Source organism: Paenibacillus sp. SJS-P3 (assembly GCF_056711585.1).
Window position 1 is genome coordinate 4,569,815 of sequence record NZ_CM160043.1, and the last position, 22,473, is coordinate 4,592,287.

Sequence of the window (22,473 nt, forward strand, 5' to 3'; positions counted from 1 at the left end):
GCTTGAGGACAACAAACAGGAATCATGGATGTTGTCCGTCTTGGATAGGGTCCATCAATGGATATGATTCATCTTGGATATGATTCACCTTGTATATGATTCATCTTGTATATGACTCACATGGATATGATCATCTTGGATAGGGTCCATCTTGGATATGATCCATCAAGAATTCCAACAATGAATGTTACGGTTTATCGGATGCCGGGCCGGCCTGCGTTGTGAAGGCCTCTTCATCCGCTGGATCCGGCATCGAATGCCGTGCCGAAACAAAACTCCACTGCCGTCTGATCTAAGGCTGCTCGCCTTCCTCCACGCCAAGCGCATCCAGAAGTCCCTGGTCGGCAGGCATGACCTCCGGAGCGGTCAGAGCTTCCTTCGGCACCTGCACGGCCTTCGCCTCGTTCCAGCTGCCGTAATCCAAAGCCAGCTCCTGATGGAGCTTGGAGGGATTGCCTTCATCATATTCAATCGTGACATCCGCATCGGCCTTCAGCCGCTTCAGCAGTCCCGTCTTCTCATCGAATTCAAGCGTATACGCAAGCGAGGCGACCTGGATGGAATCCCGGATCGCTGCATCCATCTCGTCGGTTCCCATCGTGCTGCGGAGCAGATCGCGCACGAGCGCCTCGGCGGCCGCGTCCTTGCCGTCGCCGCTGTAGGCCAGCGTTATGACGCCTTCCTTGGAGGAAGCCTTGAAGCTCGCTGCATGCGGCTTGATCTTGTCGAGCTCCTTGGAGGGTGCGATCTGGAAGTCCGACAGCGTCGCCTTGATCTTCGGCACTTCGGAGGCCAGCATCCGGCTCCAGGACGCATTGGAGTGATCGTACATATAGTAGCCGTCCTTGTTCAGGTACGAGTCGATGGTCGACTGGTCGCCCATGAAATCATTGACCGTCACTTGCTTCAGAACGAGCGGCTCCAGGAAAATAGAGCCTTTATTGCTCATGGACATGGACGTCGTCTCCCCGTCCGTCACCATCTCCTGCTTGAGCTCCATGTCCAGATCGAAATTCCGGACTTCCGCCAGCGCCTTGCCGCCGCGCTCCAGCATGGAGGCGGGCGACGGACCCGCGTCATTCTGCCCGACGGGCGATGGAGACGGCGCCCCGGTCGTCTGAGCGGCTGGCGACGCCGCCCCCCCTTGGTCCTGTGGTCCCGCGCAGCCGGCGGCGATGAGCAGGGAGCCGAGCATCAAGCCGGCTATCAGATGCCGCTGCCGCCGCTCCGGGCGGCTGCGGAATGGATTCGAGATTAGATTCATGCTGTCATGCTCCTTTCCGGATGGGCTGTCCGCGGCCCTCTGCCGTATCGGCAGCCCCGTCCCGAACCATACTAATGGCGGGAGGTGAACCGCTCATGGAGAACAAGTCCCATCAAGGTAACTATAAAGGAACGTCGCACAGCCATGCAAAGAACCAAAATATGGAATTCGTCAACGACGTGGTGGAGGATGTCAAATCCGTCACTAATTTTACGGGCAAAAAGAAGAAAACCGACTGAAGCCGGCATCGTCTTCCGACCATCCGCAATCAGCCGCGATTCCAATTGCCGAGCAAGGAAACCCGTCTCAAAGCGAAAAGCCGCCGAAAGGCGGCTTTTCGCTGAATCCATAAAGAGAACGAAAGCTCATGCGATGGCAAGACAATGCAATCCCCCTATGCACCCAGAGCAAAATGGCAGGAGAGGACAGGCATCTTTATCGCTGTCATTTGCCAACCGGCGCAGCTGTCAGCACAACACCCTCCAAGCCGACGGCGATGAAGCGTGTTCCATCCCAGATTACGGAAAATAACCGTTGGAACCGTCTATGGTCGCGCGCTCGTTTTTTTCCATGCTGCCCCATCGATGGATGTATAATAATCGGCTTGCCCTTTGAAGCCGAGCTCAGGATATTTCTCCCAATAGCGACAAGCCATTTTTGATTGAATTTATAAATAAGGACATTATCGCCTCTTGCAGAGGTTTCGATGGGCTTCAGCGACCATTGGGTCCCTTCCTTGGATATGGCAGCGACAGGAAACGTGTACGAATAGGAGGCTATCTTGAAATGGGTCATGCCTGCCGCAACGAATTGCTGCCCATCCCAAACGAAATCTTGCCAATCGAAATCGGATGGCTTGAGCGGATATTTCCCTATATCTTTATATTCGGCGCTCCCGTCACACCCAGGCATCCTTGCTGTAGCCCCGCTCCTCCCAGTACCCCGTATGATCGCCTTTGATCAGCTCGATGCGATTGAGCCACTTCACCGATTTGTAGGCGTACATGCGCGGCACGATGAGCCGGACAGGACCGCCGAGATCGCTCGGGATCGGCTTGCCGTCATGAAGGACGGCCACCATGACATCGTCCATGACCGCCTGCTCGAGAGTCAGCGAGTCGGTGTAGACCCCGTCGCCAGAGTAGAACTTCGCCGTCGCCGCCCCTGCCTTCACGCCTGCCTGCTCCAGAAGCAGCTTCAGCGGAATGCCTTCCCACGTATTGCCGTACACCGACCAGCCCGTCACGCAGTGGAAGTCGCTGACCTGGACGGTCCGCTTCAGCTCGACGAACTGCTCCCAGTTCCAGATGAAGCTATTCTCCACCAGCCCGTCTACCGTGAACGACCAGTCCGCATTCGTGAAGGACGGAATCGGCGTGACCGTGTAGACGCGGAAATTCCCCTTGGCCCCGCCGCCTTGCGGAGGCAGCGATGCCGGCAGCGGCTGCGGAGCGGGGATGAGCCGGTTGGCATCGCGGCTCGCCAGCTCTTCCGAGGTCGCTCCGCCGGCGCTGCCGAGCGCCCTCCCCGCCCATTGCAGGAAGGAAGGTCCGACCGCCAGCGCAATGCCCGCCCCTACGGCTGTGCGTATGAACGTCCGTCTGGATATGAGCGCTTCCGGAGAGGCGGCCGGATGCAGTCCGTCCTCCTTGCCAGTGCGGACCGTGCGGCGGCCAGCCTGCTTGAGCCATTTCAACCGGGTGATGGAATGGTACAGCACATAGGGCAGGCCGATCCAGGTCAGCAAGTCATGCCAGGTCAGAGCCGGATTCGCCCAGCCGGGACCAAGCTGCCGGTGCAGCCAGAGCACGATTCCCGACAGCAGCCAGCCGGCGAGCAGAGCCAGCACGACGATTACGTTCGCTCGCTGCCAAGGCTTGCCTCGCAGCTGCTTCCAGTGCTTCGGAGCGAGCAGCGCATAGGCCGCCATCGGCAGCAAGGATGCAAGGCCGAGCACGATATGGATTCCTTTCAGCCAGACGCGGCCTTCTCCGAGCACGCCTCTCCAGTAGCCTCCGAACAGCATGAGCCCCGACACCGCCAGCAGAAAGACGATCCATCCGTTCAGCGAATGGATCCCGGCGAGCTTGCGGCCGTAGCCTTTGCGGAGCGTTGCCAGCCAGTTCCCCATTCCTCGTCCTCCTTTCAGCAATTGCTTCTCTTCAGGTAAACGTCCGAAATTCTCGGTTGGATGACGCATCCGCGCCATCGTTGGAATCCTGTTCCTTGATATGGACATCATTCTTCAAGCCAAACGGCCCGCCGCAGGGCGCTTCCGGAAGGAAAACACGCTGGACGGGCCGCAGAATGGCCGAAAAAAAGCTATGGATTGATAAATACCGTTTTGAGATGAGCAATATAGGTCACTCCGAAGCCAAGCCCTTTGGCCACAGTAGCCAGCGGCACATACGTCTTGGACTCCTTGCCTACCTGCTGCAGGTAGGCCGGAGAATCGACCGGCACGGCGACTCCGTTCACGGTCACGGTCGTGGCGCCGATCTTCACGCCGACCGTCAAGCTGCCGTACTTGATGTTGGCCGTCGACGTTTTGGCATCCCATACGGTTTTCGCGCCTACGGCCTGCACGATATCCTGGATGGCGATGTAGTTGACGCCTTTTTTGAGCACCGGCTTATAGGGGGTGTCGAGCTTCTTGCCGACGGCATAGATGTTCATCGGCGAACCGGCCGCGGGAGCAGCCAGATCGATGCCGGCTCCCCATACCGCCGCCGCAAAGCTGCTGGCGATGACTGCATACCCTTGCTGGGTCGGATGGAAATCCCGGTCCTTGATCATATGGGTGAGGACGCCTTCGCGCCCGACGAATTCCTTGGCGACATGGGCGACCTTGACGTCCGCGCCTTTGGCGGAGTAGCCCGCCGCGAGCTTGTCCAGATTGGCCGTGAAAGCATCCGTCGCGCCCGTCAGCTTGGCGTACAGCTCCTTGCCCCCGATGACCGGAAGCGGCTGGTACTGATCGGCGATGACGATGGCCGCATCGGGATTGATTTCGTGAAGAGCGTCGATCACAGCCGTCATGTTGCCGGTGTATTCGATCAGAAGGGAGGCGACCTGCGCCGCCAGATCGGCATCCGACAAGGCGGACGCGCTCGTCAGCAGCGCGGAGACATCGTTGCCGCCGATCGTGATGGCGACGAGATCGGCGGACGCAAGCTCCTGGCGGATCGTTGCGGCAGCCGCTCCGAACTCGTTCGTCCTCGGATCGGGAAGGCTCGGTTGTATGGCATCGGCCGTTATCGGCGTCCCCGAACCGATGGCGCTTACAAACGCCTTCAGTCCGGAGCTTTTCAAGCCGGCGATTCCGTAATTGGACAGCGAGGCGCGTCCGTGCAGCAGCGCTTGCTCGTACAGGCGCTCGGCGTAGCCGTAAGGAGGAGAAGCGACCGTGTACTCCACCTTGGGCTCGTACCCGACGGTAATGGAATCTCCCAGGGCGACGATATGATAGTCATCGGGCTGAACCGCTGTCTCTGCGCCATAAGCGGCGCCCGCGCCGCCGCTGAAAAGCAGCAGGAAAGCGAGGGCGAAGGCGAGGCGGCCCTTCATCGATAGATGGTTTTTTTTCATGAGAAACGCTCCTCTCTAGTAAATCCCCTCTATTCTACCATTTGGATTTGCCTCTGAATATATGGGTAAACGATATATTTACCGCCTTGATCCGACAGGCCGGACGGCGTTTCGGCAACCGGAAAGCAAAAAAGAAACGAAGCCGTCGATCGGCCTCGTTTCTTCGGAAAGCCGCGATCTCCGGAATCGCGGGGTCAGGACTTGATCCTTCTGAACATCATTCCGATGCCTCCGATGAGGAGCAGGACGGCCAGAATGTAGAAGACGAATTTGACCGAGTTGACGACGAGATCGAACAGCCCGGATATGCCGAAAATAAGGCCCGCGATAATGAGGATGACGGCTAGGATGCGCATAAGGAAATTCCTCCTTCGTTCGAATCGTTCTTATAGCTCTATATACCCCGGGCAATGGCATCCGACGCTCTCGGCAAGGGCTGTTCAATGGACGAACGTGTTCCTCACCCGGAGAGACCGCCTGAAGTAGGGAATCCAGGCCGCGGCCAGGACGGCCGTCCGCAGCAGGGCCGGGAGCGAATTCTGCAGGCCGCTTTCCCTCGTGGAAGGGATGAGCAGGATGAACCCGCATTCCAGCACGACCGCGGCCAGGCAGGCGAGCAGATACAGGGCGATCCAGGCGGGGAAGGCCTGCAGCCTCCGATAGAAGCCGGCCAGCATCATCGCCGTGGCCAGGAGCAGCACGGCCAGCTCTGCCAGCTCGTAGACGGCAAGCGGAGCCATCAGCGGATGATAGTCGGCCGCCTGGCTGTCGGCGATCGCGGGCCATCCTCCATCCGCGAACAAATAGCGGATCAGCCCGGCGAGCTGCTCCGCGAACACAGCCAGCTGAAGAGCGAGGCCGAGCTGGACGAGCCATAGCCACCCTCCCAGTCCCGACAAGGGAGGCTCCGTCAATGCGCCTCCCGCCTTTCTTGCTCCTTCGTTCGACCGCCCTCGCCGTCCGACATTCAGCCATCGGCTTGTCCTTTGGCTATGGTTCGCCTTGCGCCTGCTTTCCCCCATGCCGCCGCCCCTCTCCGGTACTCGATGTCCTGCCTGGACCTTGCCGATCCGTAAGCGCCGATCGGGCCTCACATGATTTGACATTGAAGCTGACATTGCAGTATTCTGATCCTACAACCGCATAAATACGTCTCATTTCGTATATCCTGGACGATAGGGTTCAGGGTTTCTACCGGAAACCGTAAATTTCTAGCTACGAAAAAAATATGCCCCTCGGCGTATTTTATTCGCGGCTATTTTTAGTTTTGAAGGAGTGGAGATTCCATGCCCCACACGATTTTGATCCGGAACGCCCAGATCGTCACGATGAATGCGGGCGAAGAGATTCTGCACGGCGATATCCGGATCGAGGACGACCGGATCGCCGCGATCGGCCCGGATCTCGACGCCGGCGGCGCCGACCGCATCATCGACGCTTCCGGCCGCACCGTCATCCCCGGCTTCGTCCAGACCCATATCCATCTGTGCCAGACTTTGTTCCGCGGCAAGGCGGACGATCTGGAGCTGCTGGACTGGCTGCGCAAGCGCATCTGGCCGCTGGAAGCAGCCCATGACGAGGAGTCCATCTATTACTCCGCCATGCTCGGCATCGGCGAGCTGCTGCAGAGCGGCACGACGACGATCGTAGACATGGAGACCGTCCATCATACGGACTCGGCCTTCCAGGCCATCGCTGCGAGCGGCATCCGCGCGCTGTCCGGCAAGGTCATGATGGACCGCAAAGGAAGCGACATCCCGCTGCCGCTGCAGGAAGAGACGAAAGCCTCTCTGCAGGAGAGCGTCGACTTGCTGGAGAAATGGCATCAGCACGACAACGGCCGGATCCGCTACGCCTTCTCCCCGCGCTTCGTCGTGTCCTGCACGGATGAGCTGCTCCGCGAGGTTGCCAGCCTCTCGGATCGCTATCAGGTGAACGTCCATACCCATGCCTCCGAAAATCTCGGCGAGATCGAGCTGGTGGAGCAGATGACCGGCATGCGCAACATCGCCTACCTCGATCATATCGGGCTTGCCACGGACCGGCTGATCCTGGCCCACTGCATCTGGCTGGATGACAACGAGAAGCGGATCATCCGCGAGCGCGGCGTCCATGTCAGCCATTGCCCCGGCTCCAACCTCAAGCTGGCTTCCGGCATCGCCGAGGTTCCCGATATGCTCGATACGAGCATCAGCGTGAGCCTTGGAGCAGACGGCGCGCCATGCAACAACAATCTCGACATGTTCAATGAGATGCGCCTGGCGGCCCTCATTCAGAAGCCCGTCCATGGACCGACGGCAATGGATGCGCGCAGCGTCTTCCGCATGGCGACGATCGGAGGAGCCAAGGCGGTCGGCATGAGCTCGGATATCGGAAGTGTGGAAGTCGGCAAAAAAGCCGATCTGGCCATCCTCAACCTGAACCAGTTCCACACGTTCCCTTCCTTCGATGTGGACATCATCTCCCGCATCGTTTACTCCGCGACCCGTGCGGATGTCGAGACGACGATCGTCGACGGCAAGGTGCTTATGGACCGAGGCGTCATGCTGACTGTCGACAAGGACGTGACGCTCCGCGAGGCGGACCGCTCCATCCGCCGCCTGCTGCAGCGCAGCCCTCTGGCCTAGACCGACGCATGCCAAAAAGCCTTGCCCTCCTTCAGCGGAGGAGCAAGGCTTTTTGGCGAGCTTATGCGGCAGATGAAGGAGCGATATCTTCAAGCACGAAAAGAAGCCCAAGGTGAAAAAGACAGCAAAAAACCCCGGTCTTCGCCGCGAGGCGCTGGACCTGGGTTGTTTTGCGCTGATGCCGCCGCATCGCGGCTGGTTGCCGAAGAGAGCGGCGGCGGCGCAAGTCGCAAGGCGGAAGCTTACAGCTGGCCTTGGATTTTATTTTTCAGGGCGTCTTTGCTTTGCACGCCGACCATTTTGTCGACCGGCTGGCCGTCCTTGAACAGGATCAGCGTCGGAATGCTCATGACGCCGAATTGGGAAGCCAGTTCAGGCTGTTCGTCGACGTTGATCTTGGCGATCGTTGCCGTGCCGGCAAGCTCCGTGGAGAGCTCTTCGACGATCGGAAGCTGCATTTTGCAAGGTCCGCACCAAGGAGCCCAGAAGTCTACCAGGGCTACGCCGGATTGCACGGATTCATTGAAGTTTTCTTTCGTCAGTGCTACTGCCATGTTCAATCATCCTCTCGGTTAAATAGTTAAATCCATCTGACCCGATGCCGCTCAACATGAATCGCAGCTATGGATGTCCTTGAGCACGCCGGCAATGGTCAGGCCGGAGAAGTAATCCTCCAGCTGCTGCTCGGCCGTGCAGAAGATACGATTCATGACCTCGTTCATGTTGGATCCGACGAGACAATCGCAATCCGGATCGCCCGAGCACCAGTTCGGCATCAGCGACCCTTGCGCAATCGTCCGGTACACGTCCTTCAGCGTCACCTCTGCTGGATCCATCAGAAGCCGGTAGCCTCCTCCGGAGCCCTCGCGCGTGGCGACATAGCCGCTGCGCTTGAGATGACCCATGACCTTGCGGACGCGGGCCGGATTGGTGCACACGTTCTCGGCGATCGTTTCGCTGGAGGCGCTGCCTTCCGGCAAGTAAGCCAGCAGCACCAGGCTGTGGACGGCAATCGTAAACTCACTGTTCATGCGAGACGGCCACCCCGTTTCGTACTGTAATAATACCAGTTACAGTTGCGAGTGTCAAGAGGGGCCTCCTTAGTGTGCGCCTCGGATTTGCCCGTTATCCGCCGTCCCGACTTGGATCAGAAGTCGAAGTTGTCAGGATCGGCGCCGAAGCGCTTGTTCTGGTTCAGCCCTTCGATAAGCGCCATGTCCTCATGCGACAGCTCAAAGTCGAATACGTCCGCGTTCTCGCGAATCCGCTTCTCGTTCGTCGACTTCGGAATCGTAATGACGCCGTTCTGCAAGTCCCAGCGGAGCACGATCTGCGCCGGCGTCTTGCCATACTTGACCGCCAGCTCGTTCAGCTGCGGCAGGTCAAGGTTGCCCTGCATCAGCGGGCTCCATGCTTCCAGCACGATGCCTTGATCCTGGCAGAACTGGCGAAGCTCGGTCTGGGTGAGCAGCGGATGGTATTCCACCTGGTTGATCATCGGCTTGATCTCCGCATCCTGGAGGAGATCCTCCAAGTGATGCACATGGAAGTTGCAGACGCCGATCGCGCGGACTTTGCCGTCCTTGTACAGCTGCTCCAGGGCGCGCCAGGTTTCCTTATACTTGCCTTTGACCGGCCAATGGATCAAATACAAATCGATGATTTCGAGGCCGAGCTTGCGGCGGCTCTCTTCAAAAGCGGCAAGGGTGCTGTCGTAACCCTGCTCCGCGTTCCAAACCTTGGTCGTGATGAAGAGCTCTTCGCGCGGCACGGAAACATCAGCGATCGCATGGCCGACGCCTTCTTCATTGCCGTAGATCTTCGCGGTGTCGATGCTGCGGTAGCCGGCGTTCACGGCATCCTTGATCGCCTGCTCGACCTGGCCTTCCTCCGTGACTTTCCAGACGCCAAGTCCCAGGCGCGGCATGCGTACGCCGTTATGCAGCTCGGCCGTATCTTGAAGTCCCTGCAGTTGTACCGTCATTACGAACATCGCCTCCACATCGAATGTTTGCTTTTCAACCCTTTACACTACTTATTTTACCACTCGGCCCCCCCGTCAAACAAACAAGCCTTGCCAGGGCTGATCCGCCGATTGTATCGTCGCCGGTTGAACACCGGGGAAATACAGCAAGACAGGCGCATCCGGCTCGGGCAGAACCGGCGAGCGAAGATGACGGAAAAAAAGCAGGCTCCCGAAAAGGGAGCCTGCTTGGCGGGATCCGGTTTTAGTAGCCCAGATCCGTTTTGGCTTTCGCCCATTTTTTGTTGAGGTCGTCCAGGCCGGCTTTCAGATCCTTGGAGATCAGCAGATCCTGGATGTAGTTGCCCGTGCCGATGCCGATTTGCGCTTTGTTCGCGATTTCCGCGAATTTCGGATCGTTAGGCAGGCCTTCGATGAACGTCGGGTTCGCCGCTTGGAACTCGGCCAGCTGCGGGGATTCCGCTTTTTCCGATTTGATGATCGGCATGAAGCCGGAGTCTTTCACATAACCGGATTCTTTGACGAAGAAGTCGACCCATGCGGCAGCGAGCTCTTTGTTCTTGCTGTTTTTGCTGACGGCGATCATGTAGTCGGAGCCCAGAGGCGCGTTCAGCTTGCCGCTGTTGTCGTAAGGGAACGGCACGAAGCCGATGTCGTCGGAGGAAGCGCCGGCTGCCACGACTTGCGGAATGACCCAGTTGCCGAGGAAGTACATGGCGGCTTTGCCGCTGGCCACTTCGCCTTTGGACATTTCCCAGTTGTTCGTGTACAGGTCTTTCTCGACCCAGCCCTTGCTGATGAATTCGCGGCCGATTTGAGCCAGCTGGCCCCAGGCGTTGTCCATTTGGAACGGAGCCGGATCGGCAGCCATTTTGGTCGAGAGGTCCGCTTCTCCCGCAACATAGAACGCGGAGCCGTCGCCCCATGCGCCCATCGGCCATTGAGCGCCGAAGTTCATGTAGAGCGGGATGATGCCGGCGTCTTTCAGCTTCTGCGCGTCAGCGTACAGCTCGTCGAGAGTCGTTGGCGCCTTGTCGATGCCGGCTTTCTTGAACGCCTGCTTGTTGTACACGAGGCCTTGCGTATTGACGCCTGTCGTGATGCCGTAGCGCTTGCCTTCGAAAGCGTTGTTGTCCGCGAAGTAGACGTCATCGAACATCGAGTCCGGAAGCGGCTCGAAATATTTCGGATAGTCCGTAGCCGGCATGCCCGCAGGCACCATCAGCACGTCGCCCGTTTCGCCTGTCGTCAGGCGCGTCTTGATGTCGGTCGCGTAGTTCGTCAGGCCTTCGAATTCAACCTTCGCGTCCGGGTTTTTCTCTTGGAACTTCTGGACGTATTTGTCCATCGTGCCGTCGTTGATGTAGTCGGTGCGGTGCGTCAGCACTTTGAGCGTGCCCTTAAGCCCGCTTGATTCGCCCGTGCCGCCGGCATTCGTATTGGATGCCGTTCCCGTATTGGCTGCGCCCGTGTCGCCTGTGTTGCCGGCGTTGCCACTGTTGTTGTTGTTGCCGCATGCAGCAAGCATGGACAGGGAGAGGACGGCTGTCATTGTGACCAAAAGCGGTTTTTTCATGTTTTTTTGCCCCCTAAAATATTGTGTGCGGAATTATGCGGGTTTTGCGGTCTTTGTCTCGGAATCGTTTTCTGTTATCGCTTACATGACCTATTCTAGCCCTTGCGGTCCTGCAAAAAAATGAACTGCGTTTGTTTTTATTGTCATCTCTTATGCTAACGAGATCTTTTTGTTAGCGATTCCAAACGCTCTACCGCTTCCAGGCAGGCGCGGCTGTTATGGTAAGGACATTTCCAGGCTCCCACCTTTTGCTGCACGGGATTCGGCACGCCCTCGCGGGTAACCTGCCAGTGCCACTCGCCGCCTTCGCGGTCGCTGATCTTCTCCTGGATGAACCGCCAGCTGCGCCACGAAGCCTCCAAATACCGCTCTTCGCCGGAGAGCTGGTAAGCGTTCAGATACCCGACCATCGCCTCGGCCTGCGGCCACCAATCCTTGCTGTCGTCCAGCTTTCCATTTCCATGCAGCTCGTTGAAAATAGCTCCGTCCGCATCCGTTCCTTCCTCGAGCGTCGCATGCGCCATCGCCAGCGCGGCCTTATGGACGCGGGCTTCAAGCTCCGGATCTCCGAGAACTTCCGCCGCTTCCCACAGCAGCCAGCTGCCTTCGATGTCATGGCCGTAGGAGACGTCGGCGGCCTGCGAATTCCATTCGTCGTCGAAGAACAGCAGGAAATGGCTGCCGCTGCTGTCCAAGATCCGGTCCAAATGCACCTCGATCAGCTCTTTGAGCTTCAAGCGAAGCCCTTCCGGCTTCCAGATCCGGTACAAGTTCGTATAGGCTTCCAACACATGCAGATGGGTATTCATGGATTTGCGCTCATTGAGGTCCTTGCCGCTCAGGCTGAGATCGTCCGTTTCGCTCCAATCCCGGGCAAGAGCCTCGATGTAGCCGGTATGGACCGGATCATAGGCGTAACGCTCCAGAAGGCGGTAAATCTCCTCGGCGAGTCCGAGCGGCTCGCGATTGCCCGTCGCACGGACATATTCCGCCAGCGCATAGATGACGAAGGCCTGGCCGTATACCTGCTTTTTGTCCTCGGAAGGGCTTCCTTCGGGATGAATCATCCAGTAGAAGCCGCCATGCTCCTCGTCCTTGAAGCGGGTCTTCAGCTGCTCGAGCGCGCGCTCCGCCATGCGCAGATCGTCCTCCTGGCCGTAGCGGCGATAGGCAGCCGCGAACGTCCATAGAATGCGGGCGTTCAGCACGAGCGACTTGTGCGCCCCGGGCACGATTTCACCGGCTCCATTCATCTCGCCGATGAAGCCCCCGTTCGTTTCGTCGAGCGTATGCGTCTTCCAAAAGCCGAGGATGTTCTCCTTCAGCTCCTTCTCCAGCTCAGCTCGCCATTCGGCGTTCATGGATTCGATCATCGTATATATCCTCCTTCGTGAAAATAGAAGCCTGCGCTTATACCCGTCCGTAGTAATCCCTCACGACCGCCGCGGCAGGCTTGGCGTACATGCAGTAATCGTCGTTGGCAGCAGCATCCTCTTCGCTGTACAGCCTTGCCGGCCAATCCCAAAGCATGAAGCCCCGCACCCACCCGCGCTTCTCGCAGGCGCTGAACATCGCCTCGTAATAGTTCTTCTGCGCATCGCCGGACGGAGCTCCGGGGAGCGACCAGTCATTCGGCCGCAGCGGGGAGCCTTCGCGGCTCGGACAGCCGGCTTCCATGAAGAAGAACGGCTTGCCGTAAGGAGAAACGGCTTCGTGGATCCGGTCCAGATGCTGCTCCCATTCGCCGATCGGATAGTAGCCGCTGGAGGAAATGATGTCGACCGCATCCCACCATTTCACATTGCCCTCCTGGTACTTGTCGCAGTTGTAGGTGATCAGGCCGCCATACACCTTGCGGACTTCGGCGATCAGCGCCCTCCATTCGGCTTCGCGCTTGTCGGTCTGCACCATCTCGCAGCCGATGCAGAGCATCTCGCAGCCTTCCTGCTCGGCGATCTCCGCGTAGTGGAGGATGAACTTCCCGTAGGAAGCGAACCACTGGCTCCAGGTCGGCTCGCCGGGGATGTCCATGTCGAAGAAGTTGATATGCGCCCTCCAGGTGCCGTCCGCGCAGTTGACTACCGGCTTCATGACCGCCTTCATGCCCAGTTCCTTCGCCCGGCGGATCGCGGCGCGGACCTCTCCGTCCGTGACGGTCGGCTCCTGCCAGTAAGTGATTTCGGTCGACTGCGCCGTCGCCTGCATCGCTCCCAGCGTGATGCCGGCCCAGCCGACGTTCAGCTTGGCCATTTCGTTCATGGAATGCTCGGCTTCGGGGCCTTCCCAGGTTCCTCTTACTCCGGTCCATCCCCAGGTCATGCCGGTAATCATTTCAAGTTCGAGTTCGGGTTTGCTCATTGTGTTGTTCCTCCTCGTGTAGGCTTCAAAAAAACAAATCCGTTTTGCCATCGCTGGGCCTCGGCAAGGTTTTCCCATGCCTGCCTCGTATTTGTAAGCAGCTTTCGACTTGCTCGCTTGGCTCCAGAAACAGCATTTATTCTGGGCTATTGTCGCTGCGCGACCATGAACATCCAACACAGATTGGACTATTCTCGCCGGGCGTTTACGTGAACCATCCAACTAATTCCGGACTATTTCGCTGCGCGATCATGAACATCCATCACAGATTGGCGCTATCCTCGCTGGGCGTTTACGTGAACCATCCAACTAATTCTGCACTATTCTCGCTGCGCGATCATGAACACCCAACACAGATTGGCGCTATCCTCGCCGAGTGTTATGTGATCCATCCAACTATTCATGAACTATTCTCGCTGGGCGTTACATGAACCGAACCATCCAACTAATTGTGAACTTTTCTGGATGGGTTCTCGGCGTTTTCGGCCCCTACTGCGCTCGTTTTAATTGCTTTCTTATCATGTGATCTCAATCCTGGCAGCTTGGCCCAGTGTAATTCCTGTGCGCCCGAGCGTCGCTAGTTATCGGACATACGATCCGTTATTTTGTCATTTTTACTGCCTAGACAGCTTAGTATCGGACATGAGATCCGTTATTTCGCCAAAATGAGACCGTATGAGGGCTAAAATCGCTGAATAACGGATCGTATGTCCGATAAATGAGGAAATCCTTGATTTTGAGCCGAATAGCGGATCGTATGTCCGATAAATTCAAAACAGAGACGACCGTTTTGGCTCCAAGACTTCATCGGTGATACTTCCTCCAACTCTCCTCCAAGCGGAGCGGAGGCGACCCTACCTTGTGTTCTCCCTCCAAGCGGGGCGGAGGAGGCCCTACCTCGTCGTTCTCCCTCCAAGCGGAGCGGAGGAGGCCCTACCTCGTTGTTCTCCCTCCAAGCGGAGCGGAGGTGACCCTCCCTTGTTGTTCTCCCTCCAAGCGGAGCGGAGGAGGACCTACCTCGTTGTTCTCCCTCCAAGCAGGGCGGAGGCGACCTTACCTGTTGTTCTCCCTCAAGCGGAGCGGAGGAGACCCTACCTCGTTGTTCTCCCTCCAAGCGGAGCGGAGGAGGCCATCCGAATCCGGAAAAGCGGCAGCGTTCGCCTTTGAAGACGGATTGCAACCCTGTAAGGGGGTGTAAATCAGAGCAATCCGGCTTCAACAGCGATTGGAGGATCGGATGGTCTTCGCAGCGCAGCGCGATTGGAGGATCCTATGGTCTCCGCAGCGCAGCCTGTTCACCCTCTACGGAAACAGCAAAGGCGGCCCTCAAACCGCCTCTGCGATTTTTTACTTGACCGCTCCGTTCGTAACCCCCGCAAAAATGTAGCGCTGGAGGAAGAGGAACAAGACGACCGTCGGAATGAAGATGATCAGGATGCCGGCCGAGATGACGTTGAGCTGGGCGGCATTCGGCCCCACGAACGAGTAGATCGCGGTGGAGACGACCTTGAGCTTTTGGCTCGGCATGTACAGATAAGGCGTGTAGAAGTCGTTGTAGATAGAAATCGTCTTCAGGATGATGAGCGTTGCCGTGGCCGGGGCCAGCAGCGGGAAGATGATGGAGCGGTATATCTTGAACAGCGAAGCCCCTTCCATCATTGCGCTCTCGTCCAGGTCTTTCGGAATGCTGTTGACGAACTGGAGATAGATGACGATCTGCAACACGTCGGCGCCGATGTACAGAATGATCGGAGCGCCCATTGTGTTGTACAGGCCGAGCTTCTGGATGATCGAGAACGTGGCGACCTGGGTCGTCACCATCGGGATGACCTGGGCGACGAGGTACATGCCCATGATCGGCTTTTTCAGCTTGAAGTCGAAGCGGCCCAGGGCGTACGCGACCATCGTGCCGAGCACGACGTTGCCGGCGACAGCCGCCACGAGGATAATCAGCGTGTTCTTGAAGCCGAGGCCGAGATCTCCGACATCGTATACTTTCTTGAAGTTGTCGAAGTTGAAGAAGTCATGCGGCAGCGCCAGGGAGGAGGACTGGTAGTACTCCATCTGGGTTTTGAATGCGCCGACGAATACCGAGTAGATCGGGAAGAACACGACGAACAGGGCGAGCACGATCGTGAGATATTTGAAAGCCGCGAACAGCGGCGAGCTTTTCTCTTGATCCATGATTTATTTCCCCTCCCTGAACAAGACTTTGCGCTGGATGACGATGAAGATCAGTACGATGATGAGCAGCACGACCGCCATTGCCGATGCGAGGCCGAAGCTCTGATACTTGAAGGCCGTGTCCACGGTCTGGATGACGAAGGTCTGCGTTCCGTTGGCTCCAAGCATCATGACGTAAGGAATATCGAAGGCCTCGAGGGCGCCCGTCAGCGTCAGCAGCAGCATGAGCGAGAGGACGCTTTTGATGCTTGGCGCGGTAATGAAGCGGAACTTCTGCCAGCCGGACGCGCCGTCGATCGATGCCGCCTCGTAGATGTCCCCGGGAATGGATTGCAGGGCGCCGATGAAGATCACCATGTTGAGGCCCATGTATTTCCACATCGAGATGAACGCCAGAGAGACGTTGACCAGATGCGGATTGCCGAGCCAGCTCTGCTGCCAGGAATCCAGTCCGACTGCGCGCAGAAGGCCGTTCAAGGCTCCATAGTCGAGATGGTACACGTTCTTGAACATAATGACCGTCGCGACGCTGTGCAGCACATACGGCAGGAACAGCGCGACGCGGAAGCCGTATTTCCCCTTCAGGCGTCCGGTCAGGATAACGGCGAACCACAAGGAGAAGGCCACCTGGATCAAGCCGCCCACGAAATAATAGGCGTTGTTCTTGAGGGCGTTGAACACCTCGGGCTCGGAGAAGATCTGCTTGTAGTTGTCCAGGCCCACCCAGTTCATGTCCCAGCCGGTGCCGGTCCAGTCCGTAAAGCTGTAGTAAATCAGGGAAACGGCCGGATAGTACGAGAATGTAAGGCTGAGCAAGACCGGTATGGTCAGAAAGCCGAACAAGATCAGTAATCGCTGCGTTTTGTAGTTGAGCCGATTCACGAAGTTTCCCTCACTTTCATTTGCCGGGATTGATACCGCTTTCAGTATAGCTAATTATAGGCCCTTCCCTGGACTTTGCGAATGGACGGTGTTTGGTTTTGTTGTCTTCTATTGTGCTAACTCTGTTAGCTGCGTTAGCTTATGCAGCAAACAGGCATCTGCACGGATGCAGATGCCTGTTCCACTCGCCTGCCGGTATTGGATTCCCTCATCCGGCCGATGTCCTCTGCCATGCCTTGCGGCATGAAGCCCTCAAAGCCCATGAGCCCCGCGATGACGATGATTCCGGATTATGCTGCTGATGCTGATGCGCCGAAAGCAACGGCTGCCAACCGAGGGCAGCAACGAAGCGGCAGATGCTTCTTCCCGCTATCTGGCGCTGTCCCTGTATTCCTTGGGCGTTTTCCCCGTGGCCCGCTTGAATGCCTTGGTGAAATAGGCGGGATCCGTGTAGCCCGACAGCTCGCCGACCTCGTAGTTTTTCAGCTCCGGGCGTTCCTTCAGCAGTTTCTTGGCCTGCTCGATCCGCACCGATATCGCATAATCGGTTATGGTTTCTCCCGTTTCGCTCTTGAACAGCTTGCTGAGATAACTCGGCGTCAGATGCACCAGATCGGCAAGCTTCTGCAGGTCGAGCTCCTCGCTATAATGCTCATGCAAATAAGCTTTGACGGTTTCGACCGACCGGCTTTCATGCCGCTGGTCCTTGACCAGGCGCAGCCCTTCCTGGAAAATCTCCCGCAGCGCCGCCGCGTAGCGCTGCCACTCGGGGAAGCTGCCGGGCTGCGGCATGGAATGGCTCGCGGATTCCTTCCGTTCCGTCAGCCCCTCCTCCATGGAGGCGGCAGCTTCCGCAGCGGCATCCACAAGGAAGCTCCATGCCATGCGCAGCTTTCCAGCCTCCCGGATCCATTCGTCCAGCGCTGCGGACGCTCCGTCGAGATCGCCTGCTTTGACGGCTCCTTTGGCATTGTCCAGCCACCTGCGGAGCGGCTCCGGATCGGCCTGCCGCTGAGGCGCGGGGCCGTAAGCGGCAACGGGCTGCCCGGACGGAGCATACCAGGCGGTATGGCAGGCGGCCTCCGCTTCCCTGTACGCTTGGCCCAAGCCGGATCCGCCGTTGTAGACGCCTCCCGTCCCGATGCGGGCTTCCAGCGAGATCGGCAGCCTGCCCAGCAGCGTCACCGCAAGCTCTCTGGCCGTATCAGCATGGTCGCCCTTGCGCAGGCCGATCAGCAGAGCGACGCTTCCTCCCTCCCGCACGAGGGCGAGGCTGTCCCGGCGCAGCTCGGCCGCGGCTCGGCGCAGCTCCTCCCCGTCCAGCTCAGGAAGGACATGCAGCACCATGAACGCATACAGGCCCCGGATCAGCGGCAGCTCGTCGAGCTGGTCGCATGCAGACTGCCATACCGGACGCGGAATCCGCGACGAGTCTGCGGACAGCATCAGCTCCAGCAGCGATTCCGGCTGGACAGGCTGCCGTCCGCGCTGCTCGCCGACCTTTCCCTCCACCCTTTCCAGCAGCCGCTCCAGCTCCTCCTGATTGACGGGCTTGAGCAGATAGTCCTCCACGCCGCAGCGAAGAGCCTCGCGGGCATAATTGAAGTCGTTATGGCCGCTCAGGATGGCGATATGAACGGCGCTTCCCCGGCTGCGCAGCTCCGCGGCCAGCTGGAGGCCGTCCATCTGCGGCATGCGGATGTCGGTGATGAGCAGGTCCGCTCCTGATTCCTCCAGCCTGCTGAGCGCTTCCCTCGCGCTTCCCCAGACGCCGACAATGCTGTAAGCGGAGTTGGTCCGCTCGATGATCTTCGCCAAGCCAAGACGGATCTTCTCCTCGTCGTCTACGACGGCTACTTTGATCATGGTTCTTCCTCCCCTCTTCCGGCTCCGCTTTCCGGCGCCAGATGCGCCGTATCCGGAATTCTCATGGTGACGCAGGTTCCATTGGACGGCTCTCCGTCCACTTTAAGTCCGCTGGATGGTCCGTAACGCAGCTGCAGCCGCTCCTGCACGTTGCGCAGGCCGATTCCACCCGCGTACGGGTCAGGCTCGCCTTCCGGCTCCCCCGGCTGCAGCCGGCTGCGTACAAGCGCCAGCTCCTCCTCCGTGAGACCCCGTCCGTCATCGCAGATGATGAACAGGCGGTCGGCTCCCTCCATGCGCGTCTCGATCTTGATGTTCAGCCATTCCCGCTCGTCGTCGAAGCCGTGCAGCAACGCATTTTCCACGATCGGCTGGAAGATCAGCTTCATGACGTTCGTGTCGGCATGCCGGGAATCCGGCGTGATGTACAGCCGGAACCGGGCTCCGTAGCGGTGGTTCATCAGCTCGATATACTGCTCGAGATGCTCCCACTCCCTGGCGACGGATACCAGGCTGTCCCCCGCATGGAGACTGTACCGCAGCTGCTCCCCGAGCAGCTGCACCATGCGGCTTACTTCCGCATCGTCGTTGAGAATCGCCGTCATGCGGATCGACTCCAGCGTATTGTAGATGAAATGCGGATTGATCTGCCGCTGCAGGTTCTCCAGTTGCGCCTCCGTCCGGCGCTTCTCGATCCGGTAGATGTTGTCGATCAGCTCGCGGATTCTCGCGACCATGCGGTTGAAGGCGTGTCCGACCATGCCGGCTTCGTCGCGGCGCCTGACCGGGAACTGGACGTCGAAGTTGCCTCCCTGCACTTGCCGCATCAGGTCGATGATGGAACGAAGCGGCTTGGTCAGAGCCAGAATCAGAACCAGCGTGATGACCAGCGCAGCGGCCATGGACAGCCCGGCTGCTGCCAAGCTGTACATGCGGTTGCGCGCCGCGTCCTCCACCAGATGCTTTTGCGGCACGGTAATGAGCAGCTTCCAGCCCGTCTCGGGAGACTGCCGGTAAATGACGAGGTTCTCCTCCCCGGCCACTTCCGTCCGGAAGCTTCCCGATGCCCCCTTGGCTTGCTTCAGCAGCGGCGTCTGCCCGAGGTTCTGGGCCAGGAACTGGCGCTCGCTGTCGTAGATGATGTTGCCCTCTTCATCGGCGATGATCGTCGTGCCCCGGGTCGCTTCGTCGAGATCCGTCACCATGTTTTCGATGACCCCGATGTTCGCGTCGACGGCGATGAGGCCGACCGAATTGAAGGAAGTCGTGATGATGTCGCGGACGACCGTGAACACATATTGCTTGTTGTGCGAATTGCTCGTCACCGCCTGCGTGCTGACCAGCACAGGAGTTCCGTTCCGTGCCTGCGCAAGCTGCTTCCAGCGGGAGTAGGTCTCGCGCAGATCGTTGCGTACGCCGCCGCTCTTGACCGCGGTGTAGGGATTTCCCAGCTTGTCGAACAGATACACGTTGCTGGACCCTTCCTTGAGATTGTTCATGAAATAGATGCTGCTTTCGATTTCGCGCTGGATCTTCAGCTTGAAGCTCCGTTCTTCCCACTGATAGGAAGGATCGCTGTCCGGATTTTCCCCCCGGTGATGTTCATAAAAAAGATTGGACTGTTCGAGTCCGCTCTGAATTTCGTCGAGATAGGCCGGGATGATGGAAATCTGCTTCATATCGTGGATGTAGTCGTCCAACGAGTTCATCATTTTGCCGGAAATCTGGGACGCGAACGTAATCGTATTGTTCTCGATCGTGCGGAAATTATGGGATGCGGATACATACGTAATGACCGCGATCGGCAAAAGCACGACGAAAACATAGACGATGAACAGCCTTGCCTCCATCCGATGCCAAAGGGGATCGAGCCAGAGCTTCAAGCGGCTCAGCAAGCCGCTCATAGCCTCGGAGAGGCCGCCGTCGAGCGGCGGATGACCAGCTCGCCGGTCAGCAGCACCTTCTCAACGGGGTTTGCCGGCTGCTCCGCGCGGCGCAGGAGCGCCTCCACAGCCCGCCGTCCCATCCCGTGCTTGTGCACATGGACCGTCGTCAGCGTCGGGCTCGAGAGCGCTGCATCCTGGATGTCGTCGAACCCGGTGACGGAGACGTCTCCCGGCACGGAAATCCCCATCCGGGCAAGCAGCGTCATGACGCACATGGCGATGGAGTCGTTGGCGCAGGAAAATGCAGTCGGCATCCTGCCTTCCCTCGCCAGCTCCTGCAGCATCGGCTCCAGCGCTTCCGTCATTTCCGAACGGTTATGTCCCCGTACGGTCAGCAGCCCGTCATGCTGGTCCGAGACGTCCAGCCCATGCTCCTCCAGCATGGAGCGGAAGCCGAACCAGCGGTCGTAGAAGCTGCGCGAATACGACAGATTGCCGACAAACTGCAGATTGCGGTGGCCGAGACCGATCACATAATGGACGATGCGCCTCATCCATTCGAAGTTGTTCATCGACAGCACATCCGTCGGAATAAGCGGCTCCTCATGGTCGATCAGCACCATCGGAATGCCGAGATTGCGGATCTCCAGCAGGCTTGGATAGGAGATGAGACCGACCCCGATCAGCCCCATCACCCCTCTGGGATTGATCATCGTGGAGAACTGGCTCGTAATCTGTTCCGTCACCAGCATCGTGCCGATCCCGCGCTCGTCCAGCTCCTCCTGGGCGCCTTCGATGATGCGTCCCCAGTAGAACGACTGCCGGGTCTGAAAGCGGACGTTCGGGACGAGGATGATCACTTGCTTGTTGATGCTGACGGACTTGCCCTCATAGGCCGGCGCCTGGATGACGTCCGCGGCCGCCGCGTCTCGCGCGGGGAACTTGTACCCGAGCTGGATGGCCGCCTGTACGATCCGGTCCCTCGTCTCGGGCTTGACGCCCCCCTTGCCGGACAGGGCTTTGGATACGGCGAACTTCGACATCCCGACATGGTCGGCGATATCCTGCATCGTCACTTTGGCATTCATATCGAATCCACCCATCTGTTAGGTTGTTAGGCTGATTTCCATTCTGCAAGCTAACAGCTATGATACCACAAAACTTCTTCCCGATTTCTACCTATAGAATTTCAATCGTTGTCGAAATCATCGGGCAATGTGGTTCAGCCTCCTGCCATCTTCATCAACGGACAGCCCCCGTCGGGAACTCGAGCTTAAAAAAAACCGATCCTGCAATCCCCAAAGGGAATCAGAATCGGCATCGTTCCTTATCCGCCCTTCAAAACAGCTCCAGTTGCTCCACGTCCGGCGCAGCTTCCTTGGGAGCATCGGCGGGAAGAGCAGGAATCGGCTGCCCCAGCAGGGTCATGAGCTCCCTGGCGTTATCCGCCGCGTCGCCGCCGGAGTTGTTGTTGAAGATGACGACAACCCGCTCCGACTGCTTCTCCAGCCTCATCAGCCGTTCGGCCCATTCTTCCAGCTCCTCCGTGCTGTACCGGTACAAATAGCGGACCTCCCGCCAGTTCGGACGCCCGGATGCATGCCAGCCGGACACGTTGCGCCCGTGCAGCCGCACGAGCGTGAAGCCGCTGTCCGTCGCTTCCTCGACGATCGGCACCGAGCCTTCGCCCGCCTGCGGCTCGTCGCAGACGGAATGATGCCAGCCATGCTCCCGCATGAATGCCAGCGTCTTCTCCCTCATCCCCGGAACGAACCAGCTCTGATGCCGGAATTCGAGCGCGCAAGGCAATCCGTCCATGCGGGCTTTGGCCTCGCGAAGCAGGGCGACGTTCTCCCTCGTGCAATCGAACCAGGGCGGATACTGGAACAAGACACAGCCGAGCTTGCCTGCTTCTATCATCGGCGTCAGAGCAAGCTTGAAATCGGCGAACATCGCGTCTTCGTCCGGATACGGAATCTTTCCGCGGGAATGGCCCGTCATGCCCTGGTAAGCCTTGACGATGAAGCGGAACGCATCCGGAGTGTCTGCCGTCCATTTCTCCATGTTCCGCTTGGGCTGCACCGCATAAAAGCTGCTGTCCACTTCCACGGCTCCGAAAAGCGTTCCGTAGGTATGGAGCTTGTTCCGGGCGCTTTCCTTGGTCGGATACAGCTTGTCGTGATCCCCCCAGCCCGCGAGTCCTATCGTGATCATCGCTTTCCTTCTCCTTTCCGCAAGCCTTGCATTTCCTGTCATGC

20 protein-coding genes and 1 riboswitch are annotated in these 22,473 nt (G+C 58.5%); of the genes, 2 read left to right on the plus strand and 18 right to left on the minus strand.

Translation table 11 applies throughout. The annotated features are described in order from the left end of the window. Window positions 1-292: 292 nt before the first annotated feature. Window positions 293-1,264 carry a DUF6612 family protein gene (locus tag AC06G8_RS20915; RefSeq protein WP_480283805.1) on the minus strand — a complete coding sequence of 324 codons (972 nt, stop codon included), beginning with the start codon at window positions 1,262-1,264 and terminating at the stop codon, window positions 293-295. Between the two features lie 95 nt (window positions 1,265-1,359). Here AC06G8_RS20915 and AC06G8_RS20920 point away from each other — a divergent pair, with 95 nt between their 5' ends. Next, on the plus strand, window positions 1,360-1,503 hold the full coding sequence (locus tag AC06G8_RS20920; RefSeq protein WP_021881336.1) for a hypothetical protein: 144 nt from the start codon (window positions 1,360-1,362) through the stop codon (window positions 1,501-1,503). Between the two features lie 205 nt (window positions 1,504-1,708). Here AC06G8_RS20920 and AC06G8_RS20925 read toward each other — a convergent pair whose 3' ends face one another. From AC06G8_RS20925 to AC06G8_RS20945, 5 genes are all read right to left on the minus strand, one after another. Continuing rightward, a complete protein-coding gene (locus AC06G8_RS20925) occupies window positions 1,709-2,176 on the minus strand; it encodes a hypothetical protein (protein WP_480283806.1) in 468 nt (155 codons plus the stop codon). Continuing rightward, window positions 2,163-3,395: a molybdopterin-dependent oxidoreductase gene (locus AC06G8_RS20930; RefSeq protein WP_480283807.1), complete on the minus strand. Its 1,233-nt coding sequence runs from the start codon at window positions 3,393-3,395 to the stop codon at window positions 2,163-2,165. Before AC06G8_RS20930 ends, AC06G8_RS20925 begins: the two co-directional genes overlap by 14 nt. A gap of 191 nt (window positions 3,396-3,586) precedes the next feature. Continuing rightward, the gene (locus AC06G8_RS20935; RefSeq protein WP_480283808.1) at window positions 3,587-4,852 is read right to left on the minus strand and encodes an SGNH/GDSL hydrolase family protein; all 1,266 of its coding nucleotides are present in this window, start codon (window positions 4,850-4,852) and stop codon (window positions 3,587-3,589) included. A gap of 194 nt (window positions 4,853-5,046) precedes the next feature. Continuing rightward, window positions 5,047-5,208 carry a hypothetical protein gene (locus AC06G8_RS20940; protein ID WP_480283809.1) on the minus strand — a complete coding sequence of 54 codons (162 nt, stop codon included), beginning with the start codon at window positions 5,206-5,208 and terminating at the stop codon, window positions 5,047-5,049. Window positions 5,209-5,292: 84 nt separating this feature from the next. Then, the gene (locus AC06G8_RS20945) at window positions 5,293-5,766 is read right to left on the minus strand and encodes a DUF2569 family protein (protein WP_480283810.1); all 474 of its coding nucleotides are present in this window, start codon (window positions 5,764-5,766) and stop codon (window positions 5,293-5,295) included. Between the two features lie 225 nt (window positions 5,767-5,991). Continuing rightward, window positions 5,992-6,090: riboswitch (purine riboswitch) on the plus strand. Between the two features lie 48 nt (window positions 6,091-6,138). On the opposite strand from AC06G8_RS20945, the gene AC06G8_RS20950 reads away from it, so the two are divergent. Then, complete coding sequence (locus tag AC06G8_RS20950) at window positions 6,139-7,479, plus strand: 5'-deoxyadenosine deaminase (RefSeq protein WP_480283811.1); 1,341 nt, start codon at window positions 6,139-6,141, stop codon at window positions 7,477-7,479. A 242-nt stretch (window positions 7,480-7,721) separates the two neighbouring features. Here AC06G8_RS20950 and trxA read toward each other — a convergent pair whose 3' ends face one another. The 12 genes from trxA to AC06G8_RS21010 all read right to left on the minus strand — a co-directional run bounded on the left by trxA (window position 7,722) and on the right by AC06G8_RS21010 (window position 22,429). Next, entirely contained in the window at window positions 7,722-8,033 is a 312-nt protein-coding gene (gene trxA / locus AC06G8_RS20955; RefSeq protein ID WP_447663001.1) for a thioredoxin, read from the minus strand. A gap of 51 nt (window positions 8,034-8,084) precedes the next feature. Further along, window positions 8,085-8,510 carry an Rrf2 family transcriptional regulator gene (locus AC06G8_RS20960; RefSeq protein ID WP_480283812.1) on the minus strand — a complete coding sequence of 142 codons (426 nt, stop codon included), beginning with the start codon at window positions 8,508-8,510 and terminating at the stop codon, window positions 8,085-8,087. Between the two features lie 116 nt (window positions 8,511-8,626). Then, window positions 8,627-9,463: an aldo/keto reductase gene (locus tag AC06G8_RS20965; protein ID WP_480283813.1), complete on the minus strand. Its 837-nt coding sequence runs from the start codon at window positions 9,461-9,463 to the stop codon at window positions 8,627-8,629. Between the two features lie 244 nt (window positions 9,464-9,707). Next, a complete protein-coding gene (locus tag AC06G8_RS20970) occupies window positions 9,708-11,039 on the minus strand; it encodes an ABC transporter substrate-binding protein (RefSeq protein ID WP_480283814.1) in 1,332 nt (443 codons plus the stop codon). 155 nt (window positions 11,040-11,194) lie between these two features. Continuing rightward, window positions 11,195-12,412 (minus strand): AGE family epimerase/isomerase, encoded by a 1,218-nt coding sequence (locus AC06G8_RS20975; protein WP_480283815.1) that lies wholly within the window; start codon window positions 12,410-12,412, stop codon window positions 11,195-11,197. Window positions 12,413-12,449: 37 nt separating this feature from the next. Beyond that, on the minus strand, window positions 12,450-13,397 hold the full coding sequence (locus tag AC06G8_RS20980; protein ID WP_480283816.1) for a glycoside hydrolase family 113: 948 nt from the start codon (window positions 13,395-13,397) through the stop codon (window positions 12,450-12,452). Window positions 13,398-14,744: 1,347 nt separating this feature from the next. Beyond that, a complete protein-coding gene (locus AC06G8_RS20985) occupies window positions 14,745-15,581 on the minus strand; it encodes a carbohydrate ABC transporter permease (protein WP_447663008.1) in 837 nt (278 codons plus the stop codon). A gap of 3 nt (window positions 15,582-15,584) precedes the next feature. Then, complete coding sequence (locus AC06G8_RS20990) at window positions 15,585-16,463, minus strand: carbohydrate ABC transporter permease (RefSeq protein WP_447663009.1); 879 nt, start codon at window positions 16,461-16,463, stop codon at window positions 15,585-15,587. A 369-nt stretch (window positions 16,464-16,832) separates the two neighbouring features. Next, complete coding sequence (locus tag AC06G8_RS20995) at window positions 16,833-18,329, minus strand: response regulator (protein ID WP_480283817.1); 1,497 nt, start codon at window positions 18,327-18,329, stop codon at window positions 16,833-16,835. Beyond that, window positions 18,326-20,233: a cache domain-containing sensor histidine kinase gene (locus AC06G8_RS21000; protein ID WP_480283818.1), complete on the minus strand. Its 1,908-nt coding sequence runs from the start codon at window positions 20,231-20,233 to the stop codon at window positions 18,326-18,328. Before AC06G8_RS21000 ends, AC06G8_RS20995 begins: the two co-directional genes overlap by 4 nt. Next, window positions 20,230-21,303 (minus strand): LacI family DNA-binding transcriptional regulator, encoded by a 1,074-nt coding sequence (locus AC06G8_RS21005; protein WP_480283819.1) that lies wholly within the window; start codon window positions 21,301-21,303, stop codon window positions 20,230-20,232. The genes AC06G8_RS21000 and AC06G8_RS21005 overlap by 4 nt, the downstream gene beginning before the upstream one ends. A 250-nt stretch (window positions 21,304-21,553) precedes the next feature. Beyond that, window positions 21,554-22,429, minus strand: coding sequence for a DUF72 domain-containing protein (locus tag AC06G8_RS21010; RefSeq protein WP_480283820.1), 876 nt, complete (start codon window positions 22,427-22,429; stop codon window positions 21,554-21,556). Window positions 22,430-22,473 lie beyond the last annotated feature (44 nt).

Coding starts and splice junctions, on each gene's coding strand:
- AC06G8_RS20915 (WP_480283805.1), bottom strand. CDS start 1,264: ATGAATCTAATCTCGAATCCATTCCGCAGCCGCCCGGAGCGGCGGCAG.
- AC06G8_RS20920 (WP_021881336.1), top strand. CDS start 1,360: ATGGAGAACAAGTCCCATCAAGGTAACTATAAAGGAACGTCGCACAGC.
- AC06G8_RS20925 (WP_480283806.1), bottom strand. CDS start 2,176: ATGCCTGGGTGTGACGGGAGCGCCGAATATAAAGATATAGGGAAATAT.
- AC06G8_RS20930 (WP_480283807.1), bottom strand. CDS start 3,395: ATGGGGAACTGGCTGGCAACGCTCCGCAAAGGCTACGGCCGCAAGCTC.
- AC06G8_RS20935 (WP_480283808.1), bottom strand. CDS start 4,852: ATGAAAAAAAACCATCTATCGATGAAGGGCCGCCTCGCCTTCGCCCTC.
- AC06G8_RS20940 (WP_480283809.1), bottom strand. CDS start 5,208: ATGCGCATCCTAGCCGTCATCCTCATTATCGCGGGCCTTATTTTCGGC.
- AC06G8_RS20950 (WP_480283811.1), top strand. CDS start 6,139: ATGCCCCACACGATTTTGATCCGGAACGCCCAGATCGTCACGATGAAT.
- trxA (WP_447663001.1), bottom strand. CDS start 8,033: ATGGCAGTAGCACTGACGAAAGAAAACTTCAATGAATCCGTGCAATCC.
- AC06G8_RS20960 (WP_480283812.1), bottom strand. CDS start 8,510: ATGAACAGTGAGTTTACGATTGCCGTCCACAGCCTGGTGCTGCTGGCT.
- AC06G8_RS20965 (WP_480283813.1), bottom strand. CDS start 9,463: ATGACGGTACAACTGCAGGGACTTCAAGATACGGCCGAGCTGCATAAC.
- AC06G8_RS20970 (WP_480283814.1), bottom strand. CDS start 11,039: ATGAAAAAACCGCTTTTGGTCACAATGACAGCCGTCCTCTCCCTGTCC.
- AC06G8_RS20975 (WP_480283815.1), bottom strand. CDS start 12,412: ATGATCGAATCCATGAACGCCGAATGGCGAGCTGAGCTGGAGAAGGAG.
- AC06G8_RS20980 (WP_480283816.1), bottom strand. CDS start 13,397: ATGAGCAAACCCGAACTCGAACTTGAAATGATTACCGGCATGACCTGG.
- AC06G8_RS20985 (WP_447663008.1), bottom strand. CDS start 15,581: ATGGATCAAGAGAAAAGCTCGCCGCTGTTCGCGGCTTTCAAATATCTC.
- AC06G8_RS20995 (WP_480283817.1), bottom strand. CDS start 18,329: ATGATCAAAGTAGCCGTCGTAGACGACGAGGAGAAGATCCGTCTTGGC.
- AC06G8_RS21000 (WP_480283818.1), bottom strand. CDS start 20,233: ATGAGCGGCTTGCTGAGCCGCTTGAAGCTCTGGCTCGATCCCCTTTGG.
- AC06G8_RS21005 (WP_480283819.1), bottom strand. CDS start 21,303: ATGAATGCCAAAGTGACGATGCAGGATATCGCCGACCATGTCGGGATG.
- AC06G8_RS21010 (WP_480283820.1), bottom strand. CDS start 22,429: ATGATCACGATAGGACTCGCGGGCTGGGGGGATCACGACAAGCTGTAT.